Raw genomic sequence first — 20,916 nt, 5'->3', positions numbered from 1 at the left:
TTTACTGCATTTTTACCTGTTTACCACTGTTGATATTAACCTCTTTAGCACTTTCCACGTTAATAGCATCTTTTGTACTGATATAAGAGCCCGCTTCCATATTTTCCGTAATATTTTTCGCTCTGGAACTTCTGCCTGCTTCAGCAGTTTCAATAATGTTGCTGGCTGTCAGGTTGTAATCATCGTTTGCCGTTTCAGTAATATCTTCGCCGGCCATGATGTTAACGTTTCTCTGTGCAGAAGCAATAATATTACGTCCTGCATTGATCTGTACATTTTCTCCTGCGGTAAATGTCATGTTTTTAGGAGCGTTTACTGTAATGTTTCCTTTTCCGTCCATTAAGTAGGTATTGCCGCTAGGATCTTCTATAAAAATACTTCCTTCCTGATCATTGAATATAATTTTATTCCCGCTTCTGGTCTGTAATGATTTAATATGATTGTTCAGCCCGCCTCCCAAAGCAACCTGCCCGTGAAACATTCTGCCCATGGCAAATGGAAAATCAGGATGGTTATATTCAAATCCTACCATAACCTGGTCACCAACTTCAGGAATGGCTACGAATCCTCTGTTTTGGGTGACCGCGTCTGTTCCGCCTGCATCAGGGCTCATCATTCTGATAAAATGAGTGTTATCAGGATTTCGTTGCCAGTCGAACTGTACCTGTATCCTTCCCTGGTTCATAGGATCAGTATTGGAAATTACAGTGGCTATCTGCGGTTGTGCATTTGGAATGACAAAATCCGGTTTGGGCATAAAGCCTGTCCCTTCAGCCACAGCTTCGAAACTTCCGGTATAATATCCTCTTGCATTGATTTCATGAACCACTTCTGTAATAGTTACCTTTGTAAAATAGGAGGTTTCACTGGTGTCAGGTTTACGCATTTCAATATCTGAGCAACATCCCGGATAAAGGAACGGGACAGTAGTGTTTCCCGAAACGGTAAAAACTTCTACAGCTGCACTGCCTGCCGCGCTTTTCTGTGATTCATCGATGTCCATACTTATATTGGCATTGACCGGGGCAGGGGAGAGCGAACGTGTTTTAAAGATGCTGTTGTTAGTTCATAAGCTTTAGCCGGAATGTCTCCCAGATGCCTGATCGTATTTTCAGTGCCAACCATTCTGCTATGGCTACTGCTGTTATATCCAAAAAATTCAGGTTTTGTATGGACTGCTTTCAGTTCTACCTGTACATCGTTTACATTGCTGCCGTACACAAGACGGACCGGTTTTTCAGAAGGTGGAAGCTTTCCGAAGTGGAGGACTTCGCCGTCATAATAAAACTGTTCACCATAAGCTTCCGCAATTCTTGCAAGAAAATTATAATGTGTCTCGTTGTATTGTGAACTGTAATTAATATAGCTTTTATTCTGGGGGTCAACTCTAAAGTCGAATTTCGAAGAACCTAATGATTCTTTTATAATTTTATCTGCAATAATTCCCGTGTTGACGGTTTGACTACCTCCGAAACTTTGGGTGTGGGGAGCAGAATCCATCAGAATGGTAGGGCTTTGGCCTTTCAGAACAATATTTCCCATGTTCATTTTTTCCTGGCTGAATGCCGCTTTGGTGATAACACCTACAAAAGTTCTTTCAGGACTTTCATTTTCATAGTCCTTATATTTAAAAACAATGGTGATCCGCTTGCCTAAAAACTGACGGACTTCCTCAAGATTATGATTCTGTGCGGCTCCCAAAGAATCATGGGCGAGAATAAGTTCAAAATGGTGATGCCGTCTTGCGCTTTGGTGTAATCGGAAATGCTTAAAATGATTGACGGATTTCCCTTCTATCACAATATCCAGTTTTACCACACGGTTGATCCCGGGTATGTGACTGCCGGAAATTTTATCTGCATTTGCCGGAATTTTGTAGGAATTGGAACGGTGCGAGTTGCTGCTTTCTTCCATGATATTGATGTTTGATGTCAATTAAAAACTGAATAACATAATCCTATATCATCTGCATGTACCTTTCATTATAAAATTAATAAAAAAACAGGAAACAGAATAGTTTTAATTGAGATTTACTATTCTGTTTGCTGTATGTCTTGCTTAGGAAATATATTTTAAGAGCTAGGCCAATCTCCTGTATAAGAAGAATTTCCAAGATCAATTTGCTCCGCACTGACAACAAATGTGATATACATGCTGTTCTCATCAACAGCATCAAAATCTACTTCATGCTGGATTACGTACCCATTCTCCCATTTTAAAGTTGTTAAGGTACCTTCTTCGTGCGACTTGTTGAAGGTAACTTCTCCGGTTGTAGGCTTATATTTGCCGTTAAGAAGGCTTTCCAGAATGTCTGATTTTTCAGTAGCTTCGACTGTAATTTTGATCAATGCATTGGAAGGGTCTGATGCTACTCTTCCTGATACGTCTGTGGAGCGGGACACACTGTAATTAAGCTTTAATACTTTTTGCCCTTCTCCTCCGTTGAATTTTAAAATTCCTCTTGAATTTTTTTCTGCCATGATTCGTAAATTTTAATTATTAATATTTTGTGATTTGGTCTTGTATGTCACCAAAATTAGAAGTAATAATATTGTTTGAACAAAAAATGGAAGAAATTTTAAAAATTGTAGTAGTTCTGCGACTAGCGACTGTTAGGTAAATGACGTATTTAAAATCAATGGATTATCTTTTTTGATTGTTGAGACTGTTAAATAATAATACGAAGATTAAAGAAAATTATAAAATTACAGGTCAATATATAGGAGACATAATTCAGAGAGATAATAAAAAAACCGCCTCAACATAGGCGGTTTCAAGTTTATTATGAAAATAATTTTAATGATTATCATATTTTCTGTCCATAACAAAATCCTCCATGAATTTTGTTGTATAGTTTCCGGCAAGATAATCTTCATTATCCATCAGCTGTCTGTGGAAAGGAATGGTAGTCTTTACCCCTTCAATATAAAATTCTTCCAGCGCACGTCTCATTTTTGCAATCGCTTCATCACGGGTTTGTGCTGTAGTAATAAGTTTTGCAATCATAGAATCATAATTGGAGGGAATGGTATAACCTGAATATACATGGGTATCCACTCTTACTCCGTGCCCGCCGGGAATGTTTAATCCGGTGATCTTTCCGGGAGAAGGCCTGAAATCAGCATACGGATCTTCCGCATTGATTCTGCATTCGATAGAATGTAATTTCGGGTAGTGGTTAATTCCGGAAATAGGAGTTCCGGCAGCCAATAGAATCTGTTCTCTGATAAGATCATAATCAATAACCTGCTCAGTGATCGGATGCTCTACCTGGATTCTCGTATTCATTTCCATGAAATAGAAATTTCTGTGCTTGTCCACAAGGAATTCGATTGTGCCTACTCCTTCATAACTGATAAATTCTGCAGCTTTTACCGCAGCATCACCCATTTTCTCACGAAGCTCGTCCGTCATGAACGGAGAAGGTGTTTCTTCCGTTAATTTCTGGTTTCTTCTTTGTACAGAACAGTCTCTTTCCGAAAGGTGACAGGCTTTCCCGAACTGGTCACCTGCAACCTGAATTTCAATATGTCTTGGCTCTTCAATCAGCTTTTCCATATACATACCTCCGTTTCCGAATGCCGCTACAGCTTCCTGAATTGCAGATTCCCAATGGTCTTTTAGGTCTTCGGCTTTCCATACAGCTCTCATTCCTTTTCCACCACCACCGGCAGTTGCTTTAATCATTACAGGATAGCCCGTTTCTTCAGCAATCTTTACAGCGTGTTCGTAAGATTCGATTAAGCCGTCAGAACCAGGTACACAAGGAACTCCGGCAGCCTTCATGGTCGCTTTGGCATTCGCCTTGTCACCCATTTTTTCGATCTGTTCAGGAGTAGCACCGATAAACTTAATGCCGTTTTTCTGGCAGATTCTGGAAAAGTTAGCGTTCTCGGATAAGAAACCGTAACCAGGATGGATTGCATCTGCGTTGGTAATTTCAGCAGCAGCAATAATATTCGGGATTTTCAGGTATGAGTCTTTGCTCATTGCAGGGCCGATACAAACCGCTTCGTCTGCAAACCTTACATGAAGGCTGTCTTTATCAGCTGTAGAATATACTGCAACAGTTTTGATCCCCATTTCTTTGCAAGTACGTAAAATACGCATTGCAATTTCGCCACGATTGGCAATTAATATTTTTTTGAACATCTTCTTAAATTTGAAAATTAGATAATTTGAGAATTAGATAATGTTACTGAATGCCAAATGAACGTGGCATCTAACGTCTAACATCTAATTTCTAAATTAAGACGGATCTACTAAGAATAAAGGTTGGTCGTATTCTACAGGAGTTGCATCATCTACTAAAATCTTAACGATTTTTCCGCTTACCTCAGATTCGATCTGATTGAATAACTTCATCGCTTCGATTACACATACTACTTTTCCGTTAGAAACTTCGTCACCGACATTTATGAACACCTCTTTATCAGGAGAAGGCTTTCTGTAGAAAGTTCCGATCATTGGAGACTTAATGGTTACATACTTGCTGTCATCAGATGCTGCTTCAGCTTTTTCTGCAGGCACAGCGGCTGAAGCGGCAGGTGCCGGCGCAGCGGCCATTTGCTGAGGAGCAGTATGATAAACTGCAGGCTGTGCATAGGCAACTTCACTTCCTGCCAATGGAGTTTTAATGGTGATTTCGAAATCTTTAGTTTTATATTTTACCTCAGAAACTTCTGCCTTAGATACAAACTTAATAAGATTTTGTATGTCTTTAATGTCCATAAATTGATATTTGATTTTGCGTCAAAGATACCAAAAAAACATAAAAAACAACAAAAAACCGCCAAATTTTATCAAAATTGAGCGGTTTTTGTATTAAAATGAGTGTTTTTAAATGAACGACTCTTAGTTTTCTTCAGTAGCAGCTACTTCTTTTTCCAATACTACTTTTCCTCTGTAGTATAATTTCCCTTCATGCCAGTGAGCTCTGTGATATAGGTGAAGCTCTCCTGTTGTTGCATCTTTAGCCAATTGAGGAACTACAGCTTTGTAGTGAGTTCTTCTCTTATCTCTTCTTGTGGACGACTGTCTTCTCTTTGGATGTGCCATTTTCTAATAACTTTTTTAATTGATGAGTGATGAGATTCACCATCTCATCATTAAACTATTTAATTTTTATTCTTTAAATTCTTTAATGCGTCCCATCTCGGGTCGCTTTTATTTTCTTCCTCTTCAGCTTCTTTTGGGCTGAATTTCTCAAGGATGGCCAGATCTTCATCACTTACCTCCGGCGAAACCTTTTTCATGGGAATAGAAAGCACTACGCTTTCATAAACCAGTTGTGAGATATTGAAAGCATGGTCGCTGGTCGGAATCGTTATAACATCTTCTTCGCTGTCGTCATATTCTTCTCCGAACTTCACCAAAACCTTCACCTCATTTTCAATAGGATGATCGAAATTTTCGGTTGTAATATCACAAACCAGCTCTACCGTTCCATTCACTTCAATATCAAATTCCAGAAAGGTAGAATGTTTATCTAATAAAACATCTGCCGTAATTCTGGGATTTGTAAATTCCTGTTCAGTATCAAATAATTGAAAGAACTCTTTATTTATCTCAAACCTGAACTTGTGCTTACCGGTTTTCAACCCGGAAAAGCTAACATCATAGTTTCTTACCTTGTCCATAAAATGAGTGTGCAAAAATATGCAATTTTTTTATAATAACAAATAAATTTTATAACAAATAAATTTAAAATCGGTATTAAAGATTTAGCGTTCAGTTTCCTGTGGCAAATCTTCGTCAATTCCGTTGTCTACAGCCATTTTCTTTGGCTGCAGTCGGTTACTCATCAAATCGTTATATTCACTTCTGTTTTTAAAAACCTTAATAGCTGTAAAAATAGCTTCGCTGAAACTCTGCTCATCCGCGATATTCTTACCTGCAATATCATATGCTGTTCCGTGATCCGGAGAAGTCCTGATAAACGGAAGTCCTGCTGTATAGTTTACACCTTCTTCATAGGCAAGTGTTTTAAATGGAGCAAGGCCCTGGTCATGATACATCGCCAGAACGGCATCGAAGCTTTTGTATTTATTTGGCTGGAAATAACTGTCTGCGGGGAAAGGACCAAAGGCGAGAATCCCGTTGTCCGACAATTCTTTAATAGCCGGTGCGATGATTTCTATTTCTTCATTTCCGATGACGCCGCCATCTCCGGAATGCGGGTTTAATCCTAAAACTGCAATTTTCGGCCTCGATATATTAAAGTCTTCAATTAAAGTTTGATTAAGTACCCTGATCTGCTTTTTTATTTTCTCCTTGGAAATATTTTCTGCTACTTGTGAAATTGGGATATGATGGGTGAGTACCGCTACCTTCAGATCTTCCGTTACTAAAAACATCAGTCCTTTTTTATTGAACTTCTCTTCAAAATATCCTGTATGTCCGGCATGTTTAAAGCCCATCTTTACCATTTCGTCTTTATTGATAGGGGCAGTGACCAAAACATCAATCTCTCCTTTCAGCAGGGCTTCCGTAGCGGTTTCCAGAGAGTCGATCGCCATTTTTGTAGATTCTTCAGTAGGTGTTCCCAGTTCAACCATTGAATTTTCCTTCACCAGGTTAACCATGTTTATTTTTCCTTCCTGTGCCTGTGAAGCTTCATTGATGTAATTGAAATTTACGGTAAGCTTAAAAATATTTTTCTGATACGTAAATAATTTTCCCGAGCCAAAAATTACAGGGGTGAAAAAATCCGTAATGGTTTTGTCGGACAGGGATTTCATGATGATTTCAGGACCAATGCCATTGAAATCTCCGATTGAAATTCCTACTCGTACTTTATGGTTTTTTGGGCTCATTTTGATTATCTTTGAAGATTATAATCTACAAATTTAGCAAAAAATAATATGTTCACAGGAATAATTGAAGCAGTTGGAACAATTGAGAAGATTCAGGAGAACGGAAGCAACATTGATTTTACTTTGTCCTGTTCTTTTACCCATGAGTTAAAGATCGATCAGAGCTTGGCCCATAACGGCTGCTGCCTAACAGTTGTAAAAACGGAAGGTCAGCAATATACTGTTACGGCAATTCAGGAAACACTGGAAAAAACCAATCTTGGGAAGTGGGAGTTGGGAACGGTCGTGAACCTTGAGCGTTGCATGAAGATGGACGGAAGATTAGACGGGCATATTGTACAAGGTCATGTTGATAAGACAGGAGAAGTGGTGAGTATTGAAAATCAGGACGGAAGTTATTACATCACTATTGCGTATAATACAGATGGGGATTTCGTAACTGTTCCTCAAGGTTCCATTACGGTAAATGGAATCAGTCTCACGGTTGCAAGAAGTGAAGATCATCAGTTTTCTGTAGCCATTATTCCTTATACGTGGGAATTTACAAATATGAAACATCTGAAATCCGGAGATCAAGTTAATTTAGAATTTGATATAATTGGTAAGTATATTGCTAAGTTAATTAATAAACAGAATGTCAATAAGTATGTATAAAGGATATAGCTTGAGAAACCGTGTCTTTTTTGGTTTCTTATTGGTATGTCTTTTAAGTGTAGTGGCTTCTTCACTGGTACCTTATTTTGTTTTGAGAAACAATTCTATTCAGAACAGCAGGATTGATATGCAGGAAAAAACCGGCGCTGTACTGAGATATCTGGATTATGCCGTAAGCCGCACGCGCGTGCAGACCGGTGATCTGAAAGAGGTGTTGGGAAATAAAATTTTTGAAATTGCAGATATCAACCAACATGATATCATTCTATATGATTTGAAAGGCAATTATCTTCTCTCCAATAAAGAAGAAAATCTGGTTGCTCAGAAAAAAGTGCCTGTCAATATTGTCAATAAGATCTTGTCTTCCAGGACGAGACTTGATATTAAAGGGTATGATGCATCAAAAGATGCTGTGCTCTCTTCCTCATATCTGCTTCTTAAAAACAATGATCTCGAGCCTATTGCCATTGTTTATATTCCGCTTTATCATAATGAATCTGCTTACTTTGATGTTCTTAATGTCTATGTAAAATATATTGTACTGGTAGATGTACTTCTGATATTGTTCAGTGTATGGTTCAGCTGGGTAATGTCTAACAGCCTGGCAAAAAACATTACTAAATTTTCTGATATGATCACCCGGATCACATTGTTTGAAAATGAGATGCGTCCGATCAGATATTATAAGAACGATGAGCTGAATGCATTGGCAAGAGCATACAACAGAATGATTCTCCAGATTCAGGATCAGAAAGAAAGGCTGCGTTTCAAAGCTTCTGAAGAAGCCTGGAGGGAAATGGCAAAGCAGGTTGCCCATGAAGTAAAGAATCCTTTAACTCCCATGAAGCTGACCATTCAGAATTTTGAAAGAAAATTTGATCCTGAAGATCCGAATGTCAGAGAGAAAGTAAAGCAGATGAGCAAAACCATGGTTGACCAAATTGATGTAATCGCCACAGTAGCTTCAGCCTTTTCCGAATTTGCAAAGCTTCCTGAAAAAAATAACGAGATGATCAATCTCAATGATGAAGTAGAAGATATTCTGCGTGTTTTTAATGATGACAGCATTTTTATGCATGCCAATAAAAGCAAGATCATGATTAACATGGATAAGATTTATCTTTCAAGGATTATCACCAACCTTGTTACCAATGCCAGGCAGGCAGAAAGTGATGACCGGAAATTAATGATTAATGTTGATATAGAGCAGCATCAGAGAAGGGTGATGATTTCCGTGCAGGATAACGGAATCGGAATTCCTGAAAATATTTACGAAAGAATTTTTGAACCGAATTTCACATCCAAAAACAGTGGAATGGGGCTGGGGTTATCAATGGTCAGAAAGATGGTGGAAGATTATAAGGGGGAAATTATCGTAAAATCGGAAGTCGGAAAAGGATCAACATTCACCATAACTTTACCGACAAATTTATAGTGAAACCATTTGTATTCAGGGATTTTCAAATTCAGCAGTCAGCAGATGTATTCCGTGTAGGGACAGACGGTGTTTTGCTCGGGGTTCTGGCTAATATGGATCATGCGTCTACAGTGCTGGAAGTTGGTACGGGAACGGGTTTAATCTCTTTAATGATTGCTCAGAGAAATTCAACGGCAGAACTTTTAGGACTTGATATTAATGAAGAAGCGGTACGTCTTACCCGGCTTAATTTCCAAAATTCACCTTTTCATTCAAGGTTAAAGAATATTCATCAGGACTTTAAAACTTTTCATACTGAAAAAAGATTTGATGGAATCATCACAAATCCACCATATTTTGACTCGTCTGCTTCGGATAAAGATAAAATTGCAAGACAAACGATAGAGCTTAATTTCCGTCAATTAATTTCAAAAGCTTCAGAATTGCTTTCTGAACAAGGTGTTTTTTCGGTAATTATTCCTGCAGAAGCCGAAAATGATTTTATTACAATCGCACAGGAATGTAATTTGTTTCTAATCCGGCAGATCAATATCAAAGGAATTGAAAACTCCAAAACCAAGAGGGTAGTCCTTGAATTTTCATTAACTGAAAAACCTGCGGAAGTATCTGAATTAGTTATAGAAAAAAGTCCGAGACAATACTCGGACCAATATCTTGAACTCACTAAAGAGTTTCATGTTTTTAATAAAAGCAAAGAGTAAAATATCTTTTAAGCTGCTGATTGATTATTCAAATAATTCCGCAGTATCCAGTACTGAGACTTTTCCGTCTTCACATCGGATGGCTTCTCCCGGGAAATTCTGGATCATATGGTAGTCATGTGTTGCCATTACAACGGCAGCTCCGTTTTCAAGGGCAACCTGCTTAAGCACCGTCATAATCTCATTTGACGTTTCCGGGTCAAGGTTTCCTGTCGGCTCATCAGCTAAAATCAGGTCAGGGTGGTTTAGCAGGGCTCTTGCAATTGCAATACGCTGCTGTTCGCCACCGGAAAGTTCATGAGGCATCTTATGCTTTTTGCTCTTCATATTTACGCTTCCCAATACCTCGTTGATACGTTCTTCGATTTTCACTTTGTCACTCCAGCCTGTCGCTTCAAGAACAAATTTCAGGTTTTTTTCAACTGTTCGGTCGGAAAGCAGCTGGAAATCCTGAAATACGATCCCTAGCTTTCTTCTGAGATTGGGAATATCAGAAGCCCTTAATTTTGCCAGATCAAAACCTACCACGGATCCATGTCCTGAAACCAATGGAATATGCCCATAGAGTGTTTTCAGTAATGAACTTTTTCCGGAACCTGTTTTTCCTATCAGATAACAAAATCTTCCTTTTTTAATGTTCAGATTTACATCAGAAAGAACCGTGAAGTTTTTCTGGGCAATCTTCGCATGCTGAAGGGTAATGATATTATCTCCTGAGATATTTGTATGTGGCATAATTCAGTTTTAAGAGTGCTGTTTCTAAAATATTTTTCAGAATTTAAAAATAGGAAAAAGAAGATGAATAATCTTTACTTTTAGCAAATTTTAACAACAAAAAATGCCTGAAAAACTTCTTTTCAAGCATGATTTGTATATGATAATAATAAAGATTATCTCTTAGCGCGTGCTGCACTTACAGTTAAACTCTTTCTGCCTTTAGCTCTTCTCGCAGCCAAAACTCTTCTTCCATTTGGCGTAGACATTCTTTCTCTGAAACCGTGTTTGTTTCTCTTTTTTCTTTCTGATGGCTGGAACGTTCTTTTACTCATTACTATATGTTTAAATCGTAATTATCTATTAATTTTCAGGTTGCAAAGATATGGATTTTTTTAAAAGCCGCAAATTTTAGTAAATCTTTTTTTCAATTTTGATTCAATTATGATACACTATATCCTGTAGCTAAATGGATGACTTTATATATCAAGGCACAAAAATACTAATGATTTATTGAAAAACTCTATCTTTGGAAACTCAAATTTAAAAAAATAAACATCATGATGTTTACACCTGCAGAGCTTTTAGAAATCAATACCTTACTTGTCCCGGAAAATAAAATAGTAATTCTTACCCATTATAATCCTGATGGTGATGCTATTGGTTCCAGTTTAGGATTGAAACATTATCTTAAGGCAAAAGGGATTCATGCTGAGGTAATTGTTCCCAATGACTTTCCGAAGTTTCTCAAATGGATGCCTGAAGCTAAGAAAATATTCATTGCAGAGTATAAAAGAAAAATGGCTTCGGATCTGATCCATGAAGCGGATGTTATATTTTGCCTTGATTTTAACTCACCTTCAAGAATAGGTCTTTTAGGAGATTGGCTGACCCATGCGAGAGGTAAGAAAATACTTATCGACCATCATCAGCAGCCGGAGGCTTTTGATTTTGTGTACTCCGATACCGTGATTCCGGCAACCTGCCAGATGATTTATCATTTCATTGAAGCAATGGGGGATGAAAAACTGGTGGACAAGGATGTTGCAGAATGTCTTTATACAGGCATCATGACTGACACGGGTGGATTCCGTTTCCGTTCCACCAGTGCAACGACTCACAGAATTGTTGCAAATTTAATTGAAAAAGGGGCAGATCCTGCTGTCATTACTTCTAATACATGGGATACCAATACGGTTTCCCGCCTTCATCTTCTGGCTCTTATCTTAGGAAGGATTCAGGTGGCAAGAGACGGGAAAGTAGCTATTCTTTACCTTACCAGAGAAGAATTGAAAGAATATGGCTTCCAGAAGGGAGATACGGAAGGTTTTGTTAATTACGGATTAAGCATTATCGGGGTGAAAATGGCTGCATTCTTTATGGAAGACCTGTATGATGATTTTATTAAAATTTCTTTCCGAAGCAAAGATGATATGGATGTAAACCAGTTCTCAAGGAAGTATTTCAGTGGAGGCGGTCATATTAATGCTGCCGGAGGAAAATCGAATGAATCTTTACCGGAAACCATCGAGACGTTTAAAAGCAGGATAGAAGGAGAAGAGAATTTGTAAATCGTAGGGAAGAAAAAAATGATTGATTAAATTGGATAGAGCTATTTAAAACTAGAAAGTCCTTTTTGAATATCCTTTTCCTTCCAACTCTTGACAGGTATACTCATAGGTTTCCTGAAACATCACATCAAGGAATTTTTTATTGAACAGACTGAATTGAGTCATTTTAGGCGGATCTAAAAAAATATCACACGATTTTGCCTTGGAATAGACTGATTTGGCAATAGCCAGGTGAAGAATCCTGTCGAATTCTTTCATTAAACTCATGTTTTCCAACCTGTCGTAGCTGATGGAATTAACATGGGAAGCAATCAGAAAATCGCATTTATCAATGATGGGCTCAATAGGCAGGTTGTCTAACACGCCACCATCAACATATATCTTTTCTCCAATTCTTACCGGTGGTAAAATAAAAGGGACACTTGACGAAGCCAGCAAGGGAGTGAAAAGCTCACCTTCTGAAAAGAAATCTACAATTCCATGAGTCATCTCCGTAGCCGATACATATACCGGGATTTTCAGGATACTGAAATTATCTTCAGGAAAATAATCCTTGAAAAGCTGTGAGATAAATTTTGAACTGAAAATGCCGTTCTTCGTAAGCCTTAGATAGGATCTTGAGAAAAAAGTTGTTTTTTTGACAATATCCATCATCTCATCAGGTGTTGTACCGAAAGAATAAAAGGCCCCGACAATAGACCCTGCACTGGTTCCGGAAATGATATCCGGCTTCAGGTTGTATTCTTCCAGTGCTTTAAGGACTGCAATATGAGCAATTCCGCGCATGCCACCGCCTGAAAGAGTCAGACCGATTACCTGTTTCTTTTTTTTGAAAGTAAAAATCCCCATTAAGACAATTGAATCCTACTAAGATACGGGATTTTAATAAAAAATAGACTAAGGTTCGTCACATTCGGAGTCTATTTTTATGAAAAGCGAATTAAATTTTTTGTACATCTTTTCATCATGTTGTGTCTTCTTAAGATTATCATTTGCGCAGTTTCCCCATCCAAACGTGATTAAATCAATAATGGCATAATCATTTTTATCGGGTGAATTTAAATGTTCTTTAAATTCACTTATGATTCTTCCCGGATCACTGTTTTTTCTGCTCATCTCTTCACGGAGCTTTTTCCATTCTTCTATCATTTTTGGACCGTTTGAATACAGAGCCTCAGCAAAACTTTTGCAGTTTTTTGAAAGTTTATGGTTGGTCAGGATTGACGGGTCTGAAAAAGCTTGAATTTCCGTTTTTCTAAACTCATATTCGTCAGTAAGCTCCTGCTGCTTTTGTGTTTTTATATTTTTCCAGTAAGGATCATCAACCACTGTTAATTGTTCCAGAACTTTTTTCTGATGTATAAAATCTTTGTCAAGCTGAGCTAAAATTTTATCCTTTTCATCTCTTATTTTTTGAAGTTCATCAAGATTGAAAACCGAAGGGGTACTGAGCAGTGTTCCACCCATCTGAAACCAAAGCTTATAAGTACCTTCGAGCTGTTCTCTTGAGTATCTAGTAGGATCAAAATACCCTTTGTTATCACAAAGTTCAGTCGTAAAATTAAATATTTCCTCTTTTTGTATCAGTGTATTGGTTGAATCTTTTTTGGTCCTACCAATAGCTTTTATAGAATCATTTTGATGGATATTGGGAACATAAACTTCTTTTTTACAGCTTAAGATCATTAATAAGGCAGCGGATAAGATATAAATTTTCATAAAGTATTTATAAAACCAGTTTTTTAGGAAAGTTATGAAGAAGCTCCGTATTGATAATTTCCGCACAGATGTGCGGTTTTTCCCAGTGGCCGTTGTGCCCGCAGTCCAGGATATAAGATTTGATATTGGTTCTGTCAGGCAGATGGCGGATAAGCAGATCTGTTTTTACGGCGTTATCGTGTTTTCCTGCAAGAACCAAAATTTTAGCATCCAGATTTTCTATGACATTTTTTTTATCGATTCTTTCCACCATTCCTTTTACAGAGGCCAAAGCTCCGAGACTGTTTGTAGAAAGAGCTGTTTCAAGAGCTGTTTCAATTTTTCCTTCCAGAATATCCCTTTCATTCGGATTAAACAGATTCGGAATCCCTGCTTTTACATAATGGGGAAAAGCGTCTTTTATAATACGGTAGCTTTTTATCCTTTGTTCCTTTTTTTCGTCGTCATCCGGAAAATAGGTGGAGAAAAATAAAGTCAGGCTTTTGAGATATTCAGGGTGTTTTTCAGCAAATGCTAAAGAAACGTATCCTCCCATTGAATGCCCGAGCAGGTGTATTTTTTCTGCCTTTTGATCATCCAGCACTTTTTTTACTTCTTTTGCCATCAAATCCATCGTCTGAACATCTGCCATAACTTCAGACTTGCCGTGGCCGGGAAGATCAATTTTCAGTAAAGAAAAATCCCTGGAGAGATAAGGTTCCATTTCGCTCCATATGGTGAGGTTTTCCATAAAGCCGTGAAGCAGAACCAGAACTTCTTTTCCATTTCCTTTTTTTTCAAAGTGTAGCATGATGTGATTAATTAAAAATGAATATCAATGTAATCAACAAATCCTGAACCATTAACCATATCCTGCAATCTGTAGGTTTTTCCTCCGTCTTTGGACATAAAAGTTTTTGTACCTTTCCTTACATACGGTTTTCCATTGTCGTTTTCAGAAATGCTTTCAGAAATATTTCCTGTGAAATTCATATGTTTGTCGGAAACAATTTTAATATCACCCTGGATATGCATATAATCTTTTCCTGATTTTGCATCGCCTGCCACTTTGTAATGGTCTCTTTCGTCTTCAATTTTTGTGAAGTTTACAGATCCTGTTTTTTTAATTAAATTATGTGTGAATTTATGGGTCCCGCTAAAATCCCTGAAACGGTTCTTTGATCTGATGTCATTGTTTATTTTTGTCCTTACAGCATTGATGGAGTCTATGATTTTTGTACTGTCAGTCTGTGCTGAATCAGGAGTTGATTGTTTTTTAGAACATGAGATGCAGAATGCTGTAACAGCAAGAACGGTTAAAAAATTTTTCATCGAAATAAATTATCTTCAAAAATAAATAAAAAAGAGCATTTTAAAAATGCCCTTTATTATTATTTCGTTACTTCATCATACACTTTCTTTTCCCAAGATTTGATGTCTGTAATTCCATATCGTTCTTTTTTTGAAATGGCAATATTATCTAAAACATCAACGAAATTTTTGTAATTGGCATCGTCTGTAGGTTTTACAATAATTGTGAAGATATCTTTTCTCGGAGCCTTATTATAGGCTTCAGAGATGACTTTGTTAATATTGAGTCCGCTGAAACTGGTTTCTTTTAAATTATTTTTACTTAAATCTTCTTTACTGCTTTGATGATAAAATACTCTGTTGTTTTTGCCTAAAATAACAGTGATTTGATTTTTCACATCAATATCAATTGGTGGTTTAGGAACTGGATTAGGGGAATGGTCTTTCGCCGGCAATCCCAAATCCATTACATTGGGTTTTGTAAAATTGGTGGTAAACATGAAAAATGTGATCAGTAGAAACCCTAAGTCTACCATTGGAGTCATGTCAATCCGGATTAATTTTTTTCTCTGCTTGCTTCCGCCCTGCTTCTCTTGTGCAACGATTTCTGCCATAGTTATTGTTTTTAAATGTTAAACGGTTATTCTCTAAAATCGTAAATTGTGTTGGTTTTACTGGTTTTAAGTGCAAAATTCATACCTGTTAATCTAAATTGATATTAATTTTGTATTTCATAAATAGCTTATTGCGTAAAATTATATATATCAAAGCATTAAAAAAGCCTTATCAACTCAATGATAAGGCTTTTTACCTGTTTTTAATATTTCTATTTATTTTTTTTATAATAATTGACACCGCACTCCAGGAACTTTTTAAAATCCTCTTTTGGCATATATCCTGACACCGGAGTGTTAATGACTTTACCGTCCGGCGTTATCAAAACATAATGGGGCTGGGAATTGTTGTTAAAGTTAACCTGTTGGAATAGGCTCCAGCGGTCACCGATGGTTTTTACTTTTTTTACCTGTCCTTCGCCCAGATCGATTTTGGTTTTCTGATCTTCAGGAAGTTCTTCTTTATCATCAACATAAAGAGAAGCGAGTACGACGTCATTCTGTAGGATCGGTAGAATATCGCTCTCGCTCCAGACAAATTCTTCCATTTTCCTGCAGTTCTCACAGCCATAGCCTGTAAAGTCAATAAGGATAGGCTTATTTTCCTTTTTCGCCAGTTCAACTGCAGTGAAGAAATCATGTTCAGGATGCATTCCTAAAATCCCGTCTTTTTCATCATGGAAGTAACTTACATTCAGCGGCGGTAAAATCCCGCTTAGTAGCTGTAACTTCGGACGGTCAGACGGAATTAAACCCTGAACCAGGTAGATGACAAATCCGATACCCAGTATTCCTAATATTTTTCTTGTCCACGAAATTTTCGGTTTTTTATCATCATGCGGGAATCTGATCAATCCGAATAAATACAAGGTTAGCCCAAGCGCAACGATAATCCATACCGCGATAAAAAGCTCTCTTTTTAAGAAGAACGTCTTAGAAACAAGGTCTGCCTTAGATAAGAATTTAAGGGCGAGGGCAAGTTCCACAAAACCTAAAACTACTTTTACAGTATTCATCCAGCCTCCTGATTTCGGAAGGCTTTGCAATGCTTGCGGGAACAAGGCCAACAGCCCGAAGATAATCGCCCATGCTAATCCGAAACCGGCCAGTGCAAAAGTCAGCAACATCGGAACATTGGTGGATCCTGTGACGGCACTTCCCAATAAGCTTCCTAAAATAGGGCCTGTACAGGAGAATGATACGATAACCAGCGTCAAAGCCATAAAGAAAATCCCGATAATCCCGCCGGCTTCTTCCGCTTTTGAAGATTTGTTGGCAATTGAACTCGGTAACGTAATATCATAGTATCCGAAGAAACTTCCTGCAAAGAAAATAAAGATGATAAAAAAGGCAATATTCAGCCAGACACTCGTGGAAATCTCATTGAAAATATTCCCTGCAATCCCATCAATAATGTGGAAAGGGACGCTTAACAAAACAAAAATGAGAAGAATGAAAAATCCGTAGATCAAAGCATCTCTCTTTCCTTTGGCCTTGTTTTTATTTCCTTTGGTGAAAAATGAAACCGTCAGCGGAATCATAGGGAAAACACACGGGGTCAGCAAAGCAATCAGCCCTCCGATGAATCCCAGGAATAAATAGGTCCAGTAGTTTTCGTCCACTTTTGCAGTTGCCGTTCCACAGTCCGTCAATGGTTTTTGAAAATCAATCGATGCTATTTTTAACTGTTTGGGATCAAGCTTTGAAGTTTCTGTAATAGTGACCTCATTTGTTTTAGGATTTTCAACAACCGTTTCAAGGGTTTTTACTGAATCCTTGGCAGGCACTGTTTCAGTTACAGCTGCTTCTGTTGTATCTTTAGGGATGACCTGTTTGTTGAATTCCAATGTGTTAGGGGCCAAACAAACACGGTCGTCACAAGTCTGATAGGTGATTTCGGCAATAATGTCGCCGGGTTTCGTTCCGTCCTTTAATTTAAATTTTTGTTTAAAACCTGCATTATTGGAGTAATAAACGATATTTCCCCCGAAAGCCTCGGAGAATTCTTCATGCTTTTTTCCCGTTTCCGTAAATTTTCCGATCAGTTCAATGTTCTTTCCTGAAACTTTATAGTCGGTTGGAATTCCTGTATCTTCAGGAATATCTTTGGAATAAATATGCCATCCGTTCTCTATTGTTGCATTCAGCACGGCTTCATATTGATTGTTTCCTAATTCGTTGATTGTAAGTTTGAATTTTACAGGATTTTTGATTTGTGCATTAATCCCTGTTGCTAAAAACAGAAGGATTAATAAAAACCAGTTTCTAAATTTCATTTTGCTTTTTATTAAAAATTTTGAGAATATTGTTGGTCTTCTCATTCCTTGCATATCTACGGTCCTGCCTGTAAGGAATAACCCCGAGTACGGAATTTTCATCATCAGCCAGGATCCATATTTTTTGCCTCGCTAAAATAGATAATTTTTCGTCCCTAAAAAACTTAGAGACTTTCTTTTTCCCTGAAAAACCTGAAGGGTAAAATTCGTCGCCATCCTGCTGTCTTCTCAACCGCAATGGAAAACGAAGTTTTTCAGCATCGAATGACCACTCAAATGTTTTATTGATTTCCTCAATGTGCTTTATAGTATGTTCGAGATTGAGATAAATTTGGTTTTCGGAAAAATCAAAATTTTCAATCAACAGAATCTCTTCGTCATGTTTTTGTTCTGTCTTTTCTGCTCTTTTGCGTACAGCTAATTTGTCCCTTTCCACAAGAAGCTGATAATCTTTTGAAAAAAAAGAACTGCCGTTTTCAGCCGTGAAAATTTTAGAAATTTCCTCTTCCTGATTAAAGCCATACTTTTTCAGGATCTCAAACCTGACAAAATCACTTTCCTCTGCCAGCTTTTTTTTAGATAAAATTTTTTGAGGACTGTCTGAAACAGTAATCCTGTTTTCAATATCAAGGATTTGCTGTTGCAAAAAATCTTTTGCCTGTTTTAAGTAACACGAGCTTTTTTTGAAATTTTCCAGAAAGTGATCATTGGTTTCCAGAAGTTTCGGAACAATTTCATTCCTGATTTTATTTCTTAAATAATCATTTTTTTGATTGGAAAGGTCTTCACGGTAATCAATATTATTTTCCTTCGTAAAAGCATAAATTTCTTCTTTTGTAAAATTCAAAAGAGGGCGCAGGATATGATTGCTGTTTGCGGGAATCCCACTAAGTCCGTTAATCCCGGCTGCTTTGGAAAGATTGATGATAAATGTTTCCAGCTGATCGTTCAGATGATGAGCAGTGACTAAAAAGTTTAGGTTTTCTTTTTTCTGAATTTCCCTGAAGTAGCGATATCTTAATTCCCTTGCCCAAAGCTGGATGGATTTTTCCGGTATCCGGTCTGTTTCAGAAACTTCATACAGGTGAAATTTTACATTATTGGCATGACAGAAATCCTGTACGATTTTCTGGTCTGAATCTGAATCTTCTCCACGAAGTTTGTAATTGATATGGGCAATCTGAAACCTGTAGCCTGCCGTTTTTAATTCCTGAAATAAATAAGCCAGCACCATAGAATCGGCACCGCCGCTTACAGCCAGAAGAAAAGTCTGGTCTTCAATAGGGTATATAAGATTTTCTAATTGTTTTTTAAAAGCCAAGGGGTTCAACATGGATGCTGAGAATTTCTTTATGCAAAGATAATCCATATAATTAAAATGAATTTTTTACCTTTGAACCGTCTAAAAATGATTATTTATGAAAATATTTAAAATCTTAGCAGTATCTGCAATGGTGTTGGGAATGACATCTTGTATCAGTAAAAAACAGTATGATGCATTAAGTTCAAATTACAAGCAGTGCATTGAAAATGTAGGAGAAAGACAAAGGGAGATTCAGGATCTGAAGTCTCAGAATTCTGCTTTGGCGAGTGAAAACGGTTTGTTGAAAAGCCAGCATGACGCTCTTAAATCTTCATTGGATGCCTGTCTTTCCAATACAGGGAAAAGTTCTGCGAACATTGACAAGTTGGTTGGAGAAATCAATTCCTCAAACTCTTATATCAAGCAGTTGATTTCAAGCAATGCGAAAAATGACAGTCTGAACCTGGCCTTATCAAACAAGTTAAAAAGATCTTTGGACAATGTAGCGGACAGCGATGTTCAGGTAAAAGTACTTAAAGGAGTGGTGATGATTTCGCTTTCAGACAAAATGTTATACAAAACCGGTGATTTCAATGTATTGCCTGCTGCTCAGGAAGTGCTTGGAAAAGTAGCTAAAGTAATCAATGACTACGATAAGTATTCTGTATTGATCGAAGGAAATACGGATAATGCGCCTCTGAATTCTCCGAATTTACCAAGAGACAACTGGGATCTTTCTGCTTTGAGAGGTACCTCTGTAGCTAAAGTTCTTCAGACTCAGTTTGGGGTTGATCCGGCAAGAATTACAGCAGGAGGACGTTCTGAGTTTAATCCTAAGGCAACCAACATGAGTGTTTCCGGAAGAGCAGAAAACAGAAGAACAGAAATAATCATCATGCCTAAACTCGATGAATTTATGAAGCTGATGGATATTGCGCCAAAGAAATAATTCAAACAACATTCAATCAATAAACAGATCCCGGAGTTATCCGGGATTTTTTTATCAAGTAATTCTAATTTTTAAGTATGAAATTATAACAACAATAATAAGATAGTTTGTAGATTCCTATCATAAAAGTTCTCTTATTGAGATCTGTATTTTACAGGATTTGCAGGGGTTTTCCTAACTTTTGCATATATTTAAGTAATTTTGAATCACAAAATTTATCAAATGAGTTTTTTTGAAGAAAAAAATCCGGAAATGGACCGGTATCTGGAAATGCATGCTTCCTCAGAACCTGAAGTTCTGAGAAAATTAAGAAGGGAAACGTATCATAAAACTACTCAGCCACATATGATTTCCGGTTATCAGCAGGGAAGATTGTTAACGATTGTTTCTCAGATGATCCGTCCGGAAAATATTCTGGAAATCGGAACTTTTACAGGGTATGCCACCTTATGTCTTACAGCAGGTCTCACAAAAAACGGAAAGATTACAACGCTGGATGTAAACGAGGATTTAGCCTATCTGCCTAAAAAATATTTTGCAGAAAGTGAATATTCCTCGCAGATTGATTTTAAACTTCAGGATGCCAAACAGTTTTTAAGAGAAACAGATGAAATTTTCGATTTGATTTTTATCGATGCAGATAAGGAGAATTATGCAGATTATTTCAGGCTCATCAAGCCAAGGACAAAGTCAGGTTCAGTGGTTATGTTTGACAACGTTCTCTGGTACGGAAAAGTGCTGGAAGAGAGCCCGAAACAGAAGTCTACAATAGCCATTAAGGAATTGAATGATTTGATTGGAAAAGATGATGATTTTGAAAATCTTATTTTACCTTTGCGGGACGGAGTCAATCTCCTTAGAAGAAAATAAAA

The 20,916-nt window shown here is 37.4% G+C and carries 23 protein-coding genes; 6 read left to right on the top strand and 17 right to left on the bottom strand.

Features of this window, described 5'->3' with window-relative positions; all coding sequences use genetic code 11:
- Position 1: 1 nt before the first annotated feature.
- The 8 genes from MKJ01_RS18935 to pdxA form a co-directional block, all read right to left on the bottom strand.
- Positions 2 to 1,003 (bottom strand): phage baseplate assembly protein V, encoded by a 1,002-nt coding sequence (locus MKJ01_RS18935; RefSeq protein WP_241613025.1) that lies wholly within the window; start codon positions 1,001 to 1,003, stop codon positions 2 to 4.
- A 2-nt stretch (positions 1,004 to 1,005) separates the two neighbouring features.
- On the bottom strand, positions 1,006 to 1,914 hold the full coding sequence (locus MKJ01_RS18930) for a contractile injection system protein, VgrG/Pvc8 family (RefSeq protein ID WP_241613027.1): 909 nt from the start codon (positions 1,912 to 1,914) through the stop codon (positions 1,006 to 1,008).
- A gap of 158 nt (positions 1,915 to 2,072) precedes the next feature.
- A complete protein-coding gene (tssD, locus tag MKJ01_RS07500; protein ID WP_241613028.1) occupies positions 2,073 to 2,480 on the bottom strand; it encodes a type VI secretion system tube protein TssD in 408 nt (135 codons plus the stop codon).
- A gap of 316 nt (positions 2,481 to 2,796) precedes the next feature.
- Positions 2,797 to 4,152, bottom strand: coding sequence for an acetyl-CoA carboxylase biotin carboxylase subunit (gene accC / locus MKJ01_RS07495; protein WP_241613030.1), 1,356 nt, complete (start codon positions 4,150 to 4,152; stop codon positions 2,797 to 2,799).
- Positions 4,153 to 4,248: 96 nt separating this feature from the next.
- Positions 4,249 to 4,731: an acetyl-CoA carboxylase biotin carboxyl carrier protein gene (gene accB / locus MKJ01_RS07490; protein ID WP_241613032.1), complete on the bottom strand. Its 483-nt coding sequence runs from the start codon at positions 4,729 to 4,731 to the stop codon at positions 4,249 to 4,251.
- 123 nt (positions 4,732 to 4,854) lie between these two features.
- Positions 4,855 to 5,058: a 50S ribosomal protein L32 gene (gene rpmF / locus MKJ01_RS07485; protein ID WP_002976251.1), complete on the bottom strand. Its 204-nt coding sequence runs from the start codon at positions 5,056 to 5,058 to the stop codon at positions 4,855 to 4,857.
- Positions 5,059 to 5,117: 59 nt separating this feature from the next.
- Positions 5,118 to 5,639 (bottom strand): DUF177 domain-containing protein, encoded by a 522-nt coding sequence (locus MKJ01_RS07480; protein ID WP_241613035.1) that lies wholly within the window; start codon positions 5,637 to 5,639, stop codon positions 5,118 to 5,120.
- Between the two features lie 84 nt (positions 5,640 to 5,723).
- Entirely contained in the window at positions 5,724 to 6,815 is a 1,092-nt protein-coding gene (gene pdxA / locus MKJ01_RS07475; RefSeq protein ID WP_241613037.1) for a 4-hydroxythreonine-4-phosphate dehydrogenase PdxA, read from the bottom strand.
- A 48-nt stretch (positions 6,816 to 6,863) separates the two neighbouring features.
- Between pdxA and MKJ01_RS07470 the strand changes: the two genes are divergently transcribed.
- From MKJ01_RS07470 to MKJ01_RS07460, 3 genes are read left to right on the top strand one after another with little or no spacing between them, the layout of a single operon-like run.
- Positions 6,864 to 7,469 (top strand): riboflavin synthase, encoded by a 606-nt coding sequence (locus tag MKJ01_RS07470; RefSeq protein WP_241613040.1) that lies wholly within the window; start codon positions 6,864 to 6,866, stop codon positions 7,467 to 7,469.
- On the top strand, positions 7,462 to 8,904 hold the full coding sequence (locus MKJ01_RS07465) for a HAMP domain-containing sensor histidine kinase (RefSeq protein WP_241613042.1): 1,443 nt from the start codon (positions 7,462 to 7,464) through the stop codon (positions 8,902 to 8,904). The genes MKJ01_RS07470 and MKJ01_RS07465 overlap by 8 nt, the downstream gene beginning before the upstream one ends.
- Positions 8,904 to 9,608 (top strand): methyltransferase, encoded by a 705-nt coding sequence (locus tag MKJ01_RS07460; RefSeq protein WP_241613044.1) that lies wholly within the window; start codon positions 8,904 to 8,906, stop codon positions 9,606 to 9,608. Before MKJ01_RS07465 ends, MKJ01_RS07460 begins: the two co-directional genes overlap by 1 nt.
- 24 nt (positions 9,609 to 9,632) lie before the next feature.
- Here the strand turns inward: MKJ01_RS07460 and MKJ01_RS07455 are convergent, their stop codons facing one another.
- Positions 9,633 to 10,343: a cell division ATP-binding protein FtsE gene (locus MKJ01_RS07455; RefSeq protein WP_241613045.1), complete on the bottom strand. Its 711-nt coding sequence runs from the start codon at positions 10,341 to 10,343 to the stop codon at positions 9,633 to 9,635.
- Between the two features lie 155 nt (positions 10,344 to 10,498).
- A complete protein-coding gene (rpmH, locus tag MKJ01_RS07450; protein ID WP_034701860.1) occupies positions 10,499 to 10,657 on the bottom strand; it encodes a 50S ribosomal protein L34 in 159 nt (52 codons plus the stop codon).
- 228 nt (positions 10,658 to 10,885) lie between these two features.
- Here rpmH and MKJ01_RS07445 point away from each other — a divergent pair, with 228 nt between their 5' ends.
- Positions 10,886 to 11,893 carry a bifunctional oligoribonuclease/PAP phosphatase NrnA gene (locus tag MKJ01_RS07445; RefSeq protein WP_241632555.1) on the top strand — a complete coding sequence of 336 codons (1,008 nt, stop codon included), beginning with the start codon at positions 10,886 to 10,888 and terminating at the stop codon, positions 11,891 to 11,893.
- A 51-nt stretch (positions 11,894 to 11,944) separates the two neighbouring features.
- Here the strand turns inward: MKJ01_RS07445 and MKJ01_RS07440 are convergent, their stop codons facing one another.
- From MKJ01_RS07440 to tilS, 7 genes are all read right to left on the bottom strand, one after another.
- The gene (locus tag MKJ01_RS07440; protein WP_241613049.1) at positions 11,945 to 12,742 is read right to left on the bottom strand and encodes a patatin-like phospholipase family protein; all 798 of its coding nucleotides are present in this window, start codon (positions 12,740 to 12,742) and stop codon (positions 11,945 to 11,947) included.
- A 48-nt stretch (positions 12,743 to 12,790) separates the two neighbouring features.
- Complete coding sequence (locus MKJ01_RS07435; RefSeq protein ID WP_241613051.1) at positions 12,791 to 13,612, bottom strand: hypothetical protein; 822 nt, start codon at positions 13,610 to 13,612, stop codon at positions 12,791 to 12,793.
- Positions 13,613 to 13,619: 7 nt separating this feature from the next.
- Positions 13,620 to 14,402 carry an alpha/beta fold hydrolase gene (locus MKJ01_RS07430; RefSeq protein ID WP_241613053.1) on the bottom strand — a complete coding sequence of 261 codons (783 nt, stop codon included), beginning with the start codon at positions 14,400 to 14,402 and terminating at the stop codon, positions 13,620 to 13,622.
- Between the two features lie 11 nt (positions 14,403 to 14,413).
- A complete protein-coding gene (locus MKJ01_RS07425) occupies positions 14,414 to 14,923 on the bottom strand; it encodes a hypothetical protein (RefSeq protein ID WP_241613056.1) in 510 nt (169 codons plus the stop codon).
- A 59-nt stretch (positions 14,924 to 14,982) separates the two neighbouring features.
- Complete coding sequence (locus MKJ01_RS07420) at positions 14,983 to 15,516, bottom strand: biopolymer transporter ExbD (protein ID WP_241613058.1); 534 nt, start codon at positions 15,514 to 15,516, stop codon at positions 14,983 to 14,985.
- Positions 15,517 to 15,728: 212 nt separating this feature from the next.
- A complete protein-coding gene (locus tag MKJ01_RS07415; RefSeq protein WP_241613060.1) occupies positions 15,729 to 17,792 on the bottom strand; it encodes a thioredoxin family protein in 2,064 nt (687 codons plus the stop codon).
- Positions 17,782 to 19,161: a tRNA lysidine(34) synthetase TilS gene (gene tilS, locus MKJ01_RS07410; protein ID WP_241613063.1), complete on the bottom strand. Its 1,380-nt coding sequence runs from the start codon at positions 19,159 to 19,161 to the stop codon at positions 17,782 to 17,784. The genes MKJ01_RS07415 and tilS overlap by 11 nt, the downstream gene beginning before the upstream one ends.
- A gap of 49 nt (positions 19,162 to 19,210) precedes the next feature.
- On the opposite strand from tilS, the gene MKJ01_RS07405 reads away from it, so the two are divergent.
- Both MKJ01_RS07405 and MKJ01_RS07400 read left to right on the top strand, forming a co-directional pair.
- A complete protein-coding gene (locus MKJ01_RS07405) occupies positions 19,211 to 20,044 on the top strand; it encodes an OmpA family protein (protein ID WP_241613065.1) in 834 nt (277 codons plus the stop codon).
- Between the two features lie 222 nt (positions 20,045 to 20,266).
- On the top strand, positions 20,267 to 20,914 hold the full coding sequence (locus tag MKJ01_RS07400; RefSeq protein ID WP_241613067.1) for an O-methyltransferase: 648 nt from the start codon (positions 20,267 to 20,269) through the stop codon (positions 20,912 to 20,914).
- Positions 20,915 to 20,916 lie beyond the last annotated feature (2 nt).

It is taken from the genome of Chryseobacterium sp. SSA4.19 (assembly GCF_022601875.1).
In the GTDB taxonomy this organism is placed as follows: domain Bacteria; phylum Bacteroidota; class Bacteroidia; order Flavobacteriales; family Weeksellaceae; genus Chryseobacterium.
Note: the sequence above shows the minus strand (reverse complement) of the source record. Positions and strands in the feature narration are given on the sequence as shown.